General features: G+C 59.3%; 12 protein-coding genes and 1 tRNA gene. 8 read left to right on the plus strand and 5 right to left on the minus strand.

Going from position 1 to position 11,192, the window contains the following annotated elements; genetic code table 11:
* Window positions 1-75: 75 nt before the first annotated feature.
* Window positions 76-1,089: a tRNA (adenosine(37)-N6)-threonylcarbamoyltransferase complex transferase subunit TsaD gene (gene tsaD / locus AC6BYQ_RS27720; protein ID WP_498057856.1), complete on the minus strand. Its 1,014-nt coding sequence runs from the start codon at window positions 1,087-1,089 to the stop codon at window positions 76-78.
* 325 nt (window positions 1,090-1,414) lie between these two features.
* Here tsaD and rpsU point away from each other — a divergent pair, with 325 nt between their 5' ends.
* From rpsU to rpoD, 3 genes are all read left to right on the plus strand, one after another.
* Entirely contained in the window at window positions 1,415-1,630 is a 216-nt protein-coding gene (gene rpsU / locus AC6BYQ_RS27725; RefSeq protein WP_001144069.1) for a 30S ribosomal protein S21, read from the plus strand.
* Window positions 1,631-1,766: 136 nt separating this feature from the next.
* The gene (gene dnaG / locus AC6BYQ_RS27730) at window positions 1,767-3,515 is read left to right on the plus strand and encodes a DNA primase (protein ID WP_019453084.1); all 1,749 of its coding nucleotides are present in this window, start codon (window positions 1,767-1,769) and stop codon (window positions 3,513-3,515) included.
* A gap of 157 nt (window positions 3,516-3,672) precedes the next feature.
* Window positions 3,673-5,514, plus strand: a complete 1,842-nt coding sequence (gene rpoD / locus AC6BYQ_RS27735; protein WP_019453085.1) for an RNA polymerase sigma factor RpoD — start codon at window positions 3,673-3,675, stop codon at window positions 5,512-5,514.
* A 56-nt stretch (window positions 5,515-5,570) separates the two neighbouring features.
* On the opposite strand, the gene AC6BYQ_RS27740 is transcribed toward rpoD, so the two are convergent.
* Together AC6BYQ_RS27740 and mug are read right to left on the minus strand one after the other, a co-directional pair.
* Complete coding sequence (locus tag AC6BYQ_RS27740) at window positions 5,571-6,023, minus strand: nuclear transport factor 2 family protein (RefSeq protein WP_498057857.1); 453 nt, start codon at window positions 6,021-6,023, stop codon at window positions 5,571-5,573.
* A gap of 16 nt (window positions 6,024-6,039) precedes the next feature.
* Entirely contained in the window at window positions 6,040-6,528 is a 489-nt protein-coding gene (gene mug, locus AC6BYQ_RS27745) for a G/U mismatch-specific DNA glycosylase (protein ID WP_019453087.1), read from the minus strand.
* Between the two features lie 146 nt (window positions 6,529-6,674).
* On the opposite strand from mug, the gene AC6BYQ_RS27750 reads away from it, so the two are divergent.
* A tRNA-Ile gene (locus AC6BYQ_RS27750) sits at window positions 6,675-6,750 on the plus strand.
* Window positions 6,751-6,864: 114 nt separating this feature from the next.
* On the opposite strand, the gene AC6BYQ_RS27755 is transcribed toward AC6BYQ_RS27750, so the two are convergent.
* Window positions 6,865-7,269, minus strand: coding sequence for a winged helix-turn-helix transcriptional regulator (locus AC6BYQ_RS27755; RefSeq protein WP_019453088.1), 405 nt, complete (start codon window positions 7,267-7,269; stop codon window positions 6,865-6,867).
* 96 nt (window positions 7,270-7,365) lie between these two features.
* Between AC6BYQ_RS27755 and AC6BYQ_RS27760 the strand changes: the two genes are divergently transcribed.
* The 3 genes from AC6BYQ_RS27760 to aac(6') all read left to right on the plus strand — a co-directional run bounded on the left by AC6BYQ_RS27760 (window position 7,366) and on the right by aac(6') (window position 9,597).
* Window positions 7,366-7,974: an FMN-dependent NADH-azoreductase gene (locus tag AC6BYQ_RS27760; protein WP_498057858.1), complete on the plus strand. Its 609-nt coding sequence runs from the start codon at window positions 7,366-7,368 to the stop codon at window positions 7,972-7,974.
* A gap of 141 nt (window positions 7,975-8,115) precedes the next feature.
* Window positions 8,116-9,018: a pirin family protein gene (locus AC6BYQ_RS27765; protein ID WP_498057859.1), complete on the plus strand. Its 903-nt coding sequence runs from the start codon at window positions 8,116-8,118 to the stop codon at window positions 9,016-9,018.
* Window positions 9,019-9,156: 138 nt separating this feature from the next.
* Window positions 9,157-9,597, plus strand: a complete 441-nt coding sequence (aac(6'), locus tag AC6BYQ_RS27770; RefSeq protein ID WP_063918717.1) for an aminoglycoside 6'-N-acetyltransferase — start codon at window positions 9,157-9,159, stop codon at window positions 9,595-9,597.
* Here the strand turns inward: aac(6') and AC6BYQ_RS27775 are convergent, their stop codons facing one another.
* Entirely contained in the window at window positions 9,598-10,314 is a 717-nt protein-coding gene (locus AC6BYQ_RS27775) for an HPP family protein (protein WP_025160111.1), read from the minus strand.
* A 162-nt stretch (window positions 10,315-10,476) separates the two neighbouring features.
* Here AC6BYQ_RS27775 and yfcF point away from each other — a divergent pair, with 162 nt between their 5' ends.
* Entirely contained in the window at window positions 10,477-11,112 is a 636-nt protein-coding gene (gene yfcF / locus AC6BYQ_RS27780; RefSeq protein WP_432525645.1) for a glutathione transferase, read from the plus strand.
* Window positions 11,113-11,192 lie beyond the last annotated feature (80 nt).

An 11,192-nucleotide genomic window follows, 5' to 3' on the forward strand; every position in this document is an offset into this window, starting at 1 on the left:
CCTGTTAGGGCGCGGCTGGTAACAGAGCCTTATAGGCGCATATGAAAAACCTCCGGCTATGCCGGAGGATATTTATTATACCGCAGGCAGTTCCGCCAGCGGCCAGCGCGGCCGCACCGAAACGCTCAGCTCCGGGTTGGCGCCGCTCTTCAGGCGCACCATGCCGGCATAGGCGATCATCGCGCCGTTGTCGGTGCAAAATTCCGGACGGGCATAGAACACTTCCCCGCCGCGCTTGTGCATCATCTCCGCCAGTTTGGCGCGCAGCGTGCGGTTTGCGCTCACGCCGCCGGCCATCACCAACCGTTTGAAACCGGTCTGCTCCAGCGCGCGCTTGCATTTGATCGCCAACGTATCCACCACCGCATCCTCGAAGGCGCGGGCGATGTCGGCGCGCGTCTGATCGTCGTCGCCGTTGGAGCGAATGGTGTTGGCGGCGAAGGTTTTCAGGCCGGAGAAGCTGAAGTCCAGCCCAGGGCGATCGGTCATCGGCCGCGGGAAGGTGAAACGCCCCGCCGAGCCCTGCTGCGCCATCTTCGACAGCATCGGCCCGCCGGGGTAATCCAGGCCGAGCAGCTTGGCGGTTTTGTCGAACGCTTCGCCGGCGGCGTCGTCGATCGATTCGCCCAGCAGTTCATACTCACCGATGCCGGTGACGCTGATCAGCTGAGTGTGGCCGCCGGAGACCAGCAGCGCGACGAACGGAAACGCCGGCGGGTTATCTTCCAGCATCGGCGCCAGCAGGTGGCCTTCCATATGGTGCACCGGCACCGCCGGCACGTTCCAGGCGAACGCCAGCGCGCGCCCGACGGTAGCGCCGACCAGCAGCGCCCCCACCAGGCCCGGCCCGGCGGTATAAGCCACGCCGTCGATGTCGGCCGGGGTCAGGTTGGCCTCTTTCAGCGCCGCCTGAATCAGCGGCACGGTTTTGCGCACGTGATCGCGGGAAGCCAGTTCCGGCACCACGCCGCCGTAGTCGGCGTGCAGCTTCACCTGGCTGTATAATTGGTTGGCCAACAAACCGGTTTGATCGTCATACACTGCAATTCCGGTTTCATCGCAGGACGTTTCTATACCCAGTACTCGCATTACATTTCCCATCATTCACGTGCGGCCGCCAGTCTACCACATTCCGCCGCATTTACCGCCGGCGCAGCGCATCTTGTCACCGGCTCGCGCCTATGTCGATGATTCATCCAGAAAATGCCCGCGCGATTAAACACGAGCATTTTTTTCTGATTAGTCTATAATCAGCGCCCGGTGCAAAATTGCGCACGTTGCGGCAGAGCGACGCGGGTTTCAATTTGCGGTGATGCTTTACAAAGCAGCATCCATTGGAGTAAAATTCCGCACCATTTTGAAAAGGCTGGCGCTTGGCCAGCAGCAAACCGAATTTTATTGAGGTGAGAGGCACATGCCGGTAATTAAAGTACGTGAAAACGAGCCATTTGACGTTGCTCTGCGTCGTTTCAAACGCTCTTGCGAAAAAGCGGGTGTTTTAGCTGAAGTTCGTCGTCGTGAGTTTTATGAAAAACCAACTACCGAACGTAAACGCGCTAAAGCTTCTGCTGTGAAACGTCACGCGAAGAAACTGGCTCGCGAAAACGCACGCCGCACTCGTCTGTATTAATTCTTCGGGGGCAACCCCACCGCGTGAATTTCTGATTTTCAAAATCGCGCAGACCGAGTAGTTGCATACGAAGGCCGTGCTTTCCGAAAGGAATGCGCGGCTTGTTCTCGTTTATAGGCTAATGAAGTAAGGGCTTATGGCTGGACGAATTCCGCGCGTATTTATCAATGACTTGCTGGCTCGCACCGACATCGTCGATTTGATCGACGCCCGCGTGAAGCTCAAGAAGCAAGGCAAGAACTACCACGCGTGCTGTCCGTTCCACCACGAAAAGACGCCTTCATTTACCGTTAATGGCGAAAAGCAGTTTTATCACTGTTTTGGATGTGGTGCGCACGGCAACGCCGTCGACTTTTTGATGAATTACGACCGACTCGAGTTTGTCGAAACCATCGAAGAGCTGGCGACCATGCACGGGCTGGAAGTGCCTTACGAAGCAGGCACCGGGCCAACCCAGATCGAACGCCATCAGCGCCAGAGCCTGTACCAACTGATGGAACAGCTCAGCGCGTTCTATCAACAGTCACTGCAGCAGTCCTCCGGGGCGCCGGCGCGCAACTATTTGCAGCAGCGCGGATTAAGTGACGACGTTATTCGCCATTTCGCCATCGGCTTCGCGCCAGCGGGATGGGACAACGCCCTGAAGCGTTTCGGCCGCGACGCCGACTCGCGCCGCGCATTGAACGATGCCGGCATGCTGGTGACTAACGATCAGGGGCGTTCGTACGACCGTTTCCGCGAACGGGTGATGTTCCCCATCCGCGACAAGCGCGGGCGCGTGATCGCCTTCGGCGGCCGCGTATTGGGCGACGGCATGCCGAAGTACCTGAACTCGCCGGAAACCGAAGTTTTCCATAAGGGCCGCCAGCTGTACGGCCTGTATGAAGCACAGCAGAACCACCCTACCCTGCAGCGGCTGCTGGTGGTGGAAGGGTATATGGACGTGGTGGCGTTGGCGCAATTCGGCATCGATTATGCCGTCGCCTCGCTCGGAACCTCGACGACGGCTGAACACATTCAGCTGCTGTTCCGCGCCACCGACAACGTCGTCTGCTGTTACGACGGCGACCGCGCCGGCCGTGAAGCGGCCTGGCGAGCGCTGGAAACCGCGCTGCCGTACCTGAACGACGGGCGCCAGCTGCGGTTCATGTTTTTGCCCGACGGCGAAGACCCGGACACGCTGGTGCGCAAAGAAGGCAAAGAAGCCTTCGAACAGCGAATGGAGCAGGCGCAACCGCTGTCCACGTTCCTGTTCGAAAGCCTGCTACCGCAGGTGGATCTGAGCAGCCCGGACGGGCGCGCCAAGCTGAGCACGCTGGCGCTGCCGCTGATTACTCAGGTGCCGGGCGAAACGTTGCGCTTGTACCTGCGCCAGGAGCTCGGCAACAAGCTGGGGCTGCTGGACGACAGCCAGCTCGACAAGCTGATGCCCAAGCAGGCTGAAAATGCGAATCCTTATCAGGCGCCCCAGCTAAAACGCACAACCATGCGTATACTGATAGGGTTACTGGTGCAAAATCCGCAGTTGGCTACACTTATCCCTTCGCTGGAAGGGTTGGAGCAGACCAAACAGGCGGGATTGCCGCTGTTCGTCGAACTGGTGCAGACCTGTTTGGCGCAGCCGGGCCTGACTACCGGGCAATTGCTGGAGCTGTATCGCGACAACAAATTCAGCCAGCAGCTTGAAACCTTGGCGACATGGAACCATATGATCGTTGAGGACATGGTCGAACAGACCTTTTTGGATACGTTGGCCAGCCTGTACGACTCGGTGCTCGAGCAACGGCTGGAAACGCTGATCGCCCAGGCCAGAACGCGCGGCCTGAGCCCGGAGGAACGTGAAGAAGTCCGTTCTCTCAACCAGGTTTTAGCGAAGAAAAACTGAATACCAAACGGCTTAAGTGCCGATAATTGCGAGGGCAGAGCCCTGCACAGTGCCGCCATAGTGGGCCGCGGCGATAACGAAAACGCCCCAAATGCTATTGTTGGCGGTTTCGCCGACCGACACCAACCTAAATACTCTGAAGTGTGGATACCGTCTTATGGAGCAAAACCCGCAGTCACAGCTGAAGCTACTTGTCACCCGTGGTAAGGAGCAAGGCTATCTGACCTATGCTGAGGTCAATGACCATCTGCCGGAAGATATCGTCGACTCCGATCAGATCGAAGACATCATCCAGATGATTAACGACATGGGCATCCAGGTGATGGAAGAAGCACCGGACGCCGATGACCTGCTGCTCGCCGAAAACTCGAACAGCACGGACGAAGATGCGGAAGAAGCCGCCGCACAGGTTCTGTCCAGCGTGGAATCCGAAATCGGCCGCACCACCGACCCGGTGCGCATGTACATGCGCGAAATGGGTACCGTCGAACTGCTGACGCGCGAAGGCGAAATCGACATCGCCAAGCGCATCGAAGACGGCATCAACCAGGTTCAGTGCTCGGTTGCCGAATACCCGGAAGCCATCACCTATCTGCTTGAGCAGTACGATCGTGTCGAAGCGGGCGAAGCGCGCCTGTCCGACCTGATCACCGGCTTCGTCGATCCTAACGCGGAAGAGGACATCGCCCCAACCGCCACCCACATCGGTTCTGAACTGTCGAGCGAAGAGCAAGACGACGACGACGAAGATGAGGACGCCGAAGACGACGATACCGAAGACGACAACAGCATCGATCCTGAGCTGGCGCGTCAGAAGTTCGCCGAGCTGCGCGATCAGTACGAAGCAACCCGTCAGATGATCAAGAAAAACGGCCGCAGCCATGCCAGCGCCGCGGACGAGATCCTGAAGCTGTCTGAAGTGTTCAAGCAGTTCCGCCTGGTGCCGAAACAGTTCGACTTCCTGGTCAACAGCATGCGCACCATGATGGACCGCGTTCGCACCCAGGAACGCATCATCATGAAGCTGTGCGTTGAACAGTGCAAAATGCCGAAGAAAAACTTCGTCACCCTGTTCGCCGGCAACGAAACCAGCGATTCCTGGTTTGAAGCCGCGCTGGCGATGGCCAAGCCATGGTCGGAAAAGCTGAAAGACGTTGCTGAAGACGTGCAGCGCAGCCTGCAGAAACTGCGTCAGATCGAAGAAGAAACCGGCCTGACCATCGAGCAGGTCAAAGACATCAACCGTCGCATGTCGATCGGTGAAGCGAAAGCTCGCCGCGCGAAGAAAGAGATGGTTGAGGCCAACCTGCGTCTGGTTATTTCTATCGCCAAGAAATACACCAACCGCGGCCTGCAGTTCCTGGATCTGATCCAGGAAGGCAACATCGGCCTGATGAAAGCGGTAGACAAGTTCGAATACCGCCGCGGCTACAAGTTCTCGACGTACGCCACCTGGTGGATCCGTCAGGCTATCACCCGCTCCATCGCCGACCAGGCGCGCACCATCCGTATTCCGGTGCATATGATTGAGACCATCAACAAGCTCAACCGTATTTCGCGCCAGATGCTGCAAGAGATGGGCCGCGAGCCGACGCCGGAAGAGCTGGCCGAGCGCATGCTGATGCCGGAAGACAAGATCCGCAAGGTGCTGAAGATCGCCAAAGAGCCAATCTCGATGGAAACGCCGATCGGCGACGACGAAGATTCGCATCTGGGCGACTTCATCGAGGATACCACCCTCGAGCTGCCGCTGGACTCCGCGACCTCGGAAAGCCTGCGTTCCGCCACCCACGACGTGCTGGCCGGCCTGACCGCGCGCGAAGCGAAAGTGCTGCGCATGCGTTTCGGTATCGACATGAACACCGACCACACGCTGGAAGAGGTAGGCAAGCAGTTTGACGTTACCCGTGAGCGTATTCGTCAGATCGAAGCCAAGGCGCTGCGCAAGCTGCGTCACCCAAGCCGCTCCGAAGTGTTGCGCAGCTTCCTGGACGACTAAGTCCGGCTGCCGCATCAAAAACAAAAAACCCCGGCCTGCCGGGGTTTTTTTATGCCTCAGAACATGCTGTTGCCACTGGCGGTCTTCTCCGGCACCGGCTGCGTCACGTCCCAGTGCTCGACGATTTTTCCGGCGCTGTCGAGACGGAAGATATCGACGATCGCCGCCGTCTTGCCGGCCTCGCGTCCGCTGACCTCCACATGCAGGATCACGTAGTCGCCGTCGACGAACGCCTGTTTAATCTCGCTGTGCGAGTTGGGGTAACGCGTTTTCAGCAGCTCGACAAATTGACGAAATCCCTCCACGCCGTCTTGGGCATTGGGGTTATGCTGCTTGTACTGCTCACCCAAAAACGGCCGCGCCGCCGCAAAATCCTTGTTGTTGAGCCCCTGCCGATAAAACTCCAGCACGTTCTGCTGGTTGCGCGCTTCCTGCGGCGAATGCCCCGCCTGCGCGGCGCCGGTCACCAACAGCAGCGCCATCAAACAGCCTTTCATCATCGATGTCATCGCACACTCCCTTATGTCATTGCAGCGCCAGGAACAGCTCACGATAGCTGGCGGTAAGCTGCTCCAGCGTGGCGCGGTTCAATCCGCTGGGGTTGGGCAATACCCACACCTCGGTTTCCCCCAGCATCATCACCTGCTTGCCCCAGGGCGCGTTTTTCACCCCGAAGGCGGTGGTGAACGCCTGCTTGCCCAGAATCGCCAGCGCACGCGGCTGATAGCGCAGGATCTTCTCTTGCAGCGCCTCGCCACCGCTGCGCAGCTCATCGCGCGACAGCTCGCTGGCTGCCACCGTCGGGCGCGCCACCAGTGCGGTAATGCCGCAGCCGTTGTCCTTCAGCTGTTGCCACTGCTCCGGCGCCAGCTGGCTCGCGGTAAAGCCGGCCTGATGGATCACCTTCCAGAAGCGGTTGCTGCCGTTGGCGAAAGGATAACCCTGATGGGCGGAAGAAAGGCCGGGATTGATGCCGCAAAACACCACCCGCAGGTTGGGCGCCAGAAGTTCCATGAGTATCGTGAGTCCATTGCAGGGATTTACTGCGGTTATCGCAAAATCCGCCAGCAATTACAACAGGCTAGAACTGCGCAGAAAAGCAACATACGGGCGGGTAACAGTAGACCGATGCTTAAGGATTCCCTATAATCTCGCGGCTTGGCCCCTTAGCTCAGTGGTTAGAGCAGGCGACTCATAATCGCTTGGTCGTTGGTTCAAACCCAACAGGGGCCACCAAATTATCAAGGGGTTACGTTCACAGCGTAGCCCCTTAGTTTTTTCTGCGGCGCAACCAGGCATTCGCCCCTTTTGGCAACCGAACGCAAATTTCATTCGCCTCCCTGCAGCCTCTTACCGTGACTTAGCATCGTCACAAGCCTCTCGGTTTTGCTCATCGAATGCGGTTCTGGCCGCATCAATGTCGGCAATATGTTCATTCGCCCAGGTTCCCAGCGCGATGACCGGCACCGTCAATGAGCAACCGAGCGGCGTCAATTCATATTCGACATGCGGCGGCATGACGGCAATAACCGTCCGCTTGACCAATCCGTCCCGCTCCATACTGCGCAGGCACAGCGTCAACATCCGCTGAGATATCCCATTGATTGTACGTTTTATTTCAGTAAATCTGCGCGGCCCGTTCGCCAAGAACATAATGATCAGGACACTCCATTTTTCACCAACGCGCGCCAATACCTGACTGATCTTTTGGCAGTCGGCATGTCTTAAATCTCGAGGTTGATTAGTCACATTCATGATACCGGGTTCTCCTAATGTGCCTTATTGTCTGCCATTTTAGGACATGGTTATATTGTTATCCCTAGTTACCATTTTATACCTAAGGATCTCTCTATGACACTGCTTCATGTCGACTCCAGCATTCTCAACGAGCAGTCGGTTAGCCGCCAGCTCACGGCGGCGATCGTCAAACATCTGTCTGCGGCTAAGCCAGACGCCAGGATCATTCATACCGACCTTGCCGCCGACCCGATTAACCACCTTTCCAGCGCCGAATTTCTGGCCCTGCAGGGCGTGGAACCTCAAGACGAGCACGTCAAACAGGCCGTTGCCCGTAACGCCAAACTCGTCGACGACTTCCTTGCCGCCGATATCATCATCGTCGGCGCCCCTATGTATAACTTCACGCTGCCTACTCAGCTGCGCGCCTGGCTTGATCGGCTCGCGGTACCCGGCAAGACGTTCCGCTACGCGGAAAACGGCGCGGAAGGGCTGGCCAAGGACAAACGCGTTATCGTTGCCTCCACCCGCGGCGGTCTGTATGGCGAAGGCGCGCCGTCGGCCTTTCTCGACCATCAGGAAACCTATCTGCGCAGCTTCTTCGGTTTCCTTGGCATTACGGACATCACCTTCATTCGAGCTGAGGGACTGGCGCTCGGCCCGGAAAATCGCACGGCCGCCATCGACGCTGCGGTGTCTCAGGTTGGCAACCTGACCGCTTGAGCTTCGGCCAATTCGGAACAGCACTGTCATGTTGACGACTCAGCCTCGTTTTCGGGGCTGAGCACTGGGCATACGGCCCAGCGCCATATTGCTTCCCAACAACCATTTGCACCAGACCGGCAACCCGCAGGAGCCACCATCATGAACGCCATGTTTTCCACGCCACGTTCCCCCAGCTCACGACGTATTGCGCAGCGCACCCGCGGCCACGGACAGGGCCCGATAACCCGACTGATGAGCCCGTCCGACCTGGGCCAGGTGATTAAACCTTTCGTCTTCCTCGATCTGTTCGATGCGGATCAGCGCACCATGGCAATGCTGGCCAACATGCCGCTGCATCCGCATTCAGGCATAGCCACCGTGACCGTGCCGCTCGAAGGCGCTTTTCACTACGAAGATCCCGCCAGCGGCACTGTCGGGACGCTCGGCTATGGCGCGGTAGAGTGGGCGCGTGCCGGCGGTGGGATGTGGCACGGCAAAGAATTGTCCGCCACGGATACGCCGCGCATCCGAGGATTCCAGCTCTGGTTGGCCCTGCCCGCCGAGCTGGAGAACGGTGAACAGGAAAGCCGTTATATCGAAGCCCGGAACATGCGCCAAATCGGGCCGGCGCATATCATCGTCGGCAACCATGAAGGCGTGCAAAGCCCGGTGCCCGCGCACGAAGGCATCAATTATTTGCTCGTCACCCTCAAACCCGGCGAAAGCTGGACTTACCTCCCGCCAGCCAAGCATTCAGTCGGCTGGCTCGCGCTGGCCAAAGGCCGGCTCAGCGCAGACGCGCCTATCAACGCGGGCGAGATGGTGGTATTCGAACCGGGGGAAATGCCCATAGCGCTCGAAGCATCCGGCAATGAAGATGCCGTATTCGTTCTCGGCTCAGCCGTGCCTCACCCGTATCCGCTGCACCTCGGTTCCTATTCGGTACATACCTCAGCATCCGCGCTGGAAGCCGGCGAACGTCGCATCGCCGAACTGGGGCGCAGACTTAAAGAGGCCGGCGAGCGGCGTACGGCCTCGGGCACGATCCCCATCTTCCGATGACGTTGATGATGGGATCACAATCTGCGACGAACGATCCAGGGCTGGCTAATCTCATGCGCCGACGTATCCGGCCGCTCGCTGGCGGCGCAACGTGATATTATCGCCCCACTCCCTTCAGTTGCCGGATAAGGATCCCGCATGATCGTCATCTGCGACCACGACAACCTCGACGCCTGGCTGGCGCTGCGCGCGGCGCTGTGGCCATCCAGCTCGCCTGAAGAGCACCGCGCGGAGATGCGCGAAATATTGGCTTCGCCGCACCACACCGCGTTTATGGCGCGGGGGCTCGACGGCGCTTTCATCGGCTTTGCCGAAGTGGCGCTGCGCTATGATTACGTCAACGGCTGCGAGTCGTCGCCGGTGGCGTTTCTGGAAGGGATCTATACCGTCGAACGCGCCCGCCGCCAGGGCTGGGCCACGCGATTGATCGCACAGGTGCAGGAATGGGCGAAGCAGCAAGGCTGCAGCGAGCTGGCATCGGATACCGATATCGCCAATCTGGACTCCCAGCGCCTGCATGCCGCGCTGGGCTTTGCCGAAACGGAACGAGTGGTGTTTTACCGCAAAACGCTGGGCTGATCAGGCGGTCCTGCTTTGCCGCTGATGCGCCAGCTGCTCGGCGCGCAGCAGGATCTCCTGCAGATCGTCCTCATCGATATCGAACAGATCCCCCTCCATCAACGCCTCGTGCAGATCGGCGCGGGTGATGGAAACCGCATCGATCGGCAGATTGGCCGGTTTGGCCTCCGCCGGCGCCAGCGCGTGCGGATAGCGGCGCCCGGCCAGGTTATTGAACAGAATGGCCAGCGCCGCCAGCAGCACCGAATTCAGCAACACCGGGTACAACACGAAGTGGTAGCCCATCTGATGAATGCCGGGGCCGCCGAGGATAGCGGTCAGCGCCACCGCGCCGCCCGGCGGATGCAGGCAGCGCAGCTTGAACATCAGGCCGATGGCCACCGCCGCCGCCACGCCGCAGGCCAGGCCCGGATCGGGGATCAGCAGGCCGGCGCTGACGCCCACCGTCGCCGCCAGCGCATTGCCGCCGACGATCGACCAGGGCTGCGCCAGCGGGCTGTTGGGCACGCCGAACAGCAACACCGCCGAAGCGCCCATCGGCGCGATAAACCACAGGTTCACCTCACCCAAAATAAAGTGGCTGATCCAGCCGGCGAGCATCAACCCCAAACCGGCGCCAACGCTGGAAATCAGCATTTCTCGCTTGCCCACCGCCAGCGGATGCGGCCACAGGCGCGCACATCCCACTTTCACTCGTTCTATCCACTGCGTCTTCATGTTACCCGGTACGACTCAATTCACTTGTTGGCAACAAATATATCACATTGCGCCAGCGCCGCCGCGCACCCTGCCCTAAAAGAACTTTTGGCCTAACAGATTGATTTTTAGCCTCCCCTCGACAATGATCAATGTTCCCCCCTTAACCCCGAGGAACCGCCGATGTCTCAATCGATCACCGAACTTTATACCGACAGTGAATTTTTCAGCCCGTACGCCATGTCCGCCTTTGTCGTGCTGACGGAAAAAGGCATTCCGTTCACCGTGAAGCCGGTAGACCTGGCGAAAGAGGAGAACAAAGAGGCGGCCTATGCGGCGTTGTCGCTCACCCGCCGGGTGCCGACGCTGGCGATCGGCGAATTTCAGCTCTCGGAGTCTTCGGCGATCGCCGAATATCTGGAAGACATCCACCCGGCTCACGCCGTGTACCCGCGCGACGTAAAGCTGCGCGCCAAGGCGCGCGAAATCCAGGCCTGGCTGCGCAGCGATCTGCTGCCGATCCGCGCAGAGCGCCCAACCGAAGTGGTGTTCAGCAACGGCAAGTTCCCGCCGCTGTCCGAAGCGGCTCAACAGGCCGCGCACAAACTGATCGCCGCCGTGGAAAAGCTGTTGAGCCACGGGCAGGATAATCTGTTCAGGGAATGGTGCATCGCCGACACCGATCTGGCGCTGATGCTCAACCGGCTGGTGATGCACGGCGATACGGTGCCGGAGCGCGTTCGCCATTATGCGCACAAGCAGTGGCAGCGCCCTTCGGTGCAGGCCTGGCTGGCGCTGTCGGAAAAGCGGCGCGCCTGAGAAAATAAATATCCTCCGGCATAGCCGGAGGTTTTTCATATGCGCCTATAAGGCTCTGTTACCAGCCGCGCCCTAACAGG

Source organism: Serratia sp. LTN-2 (genome assembly GCF_059740205.1).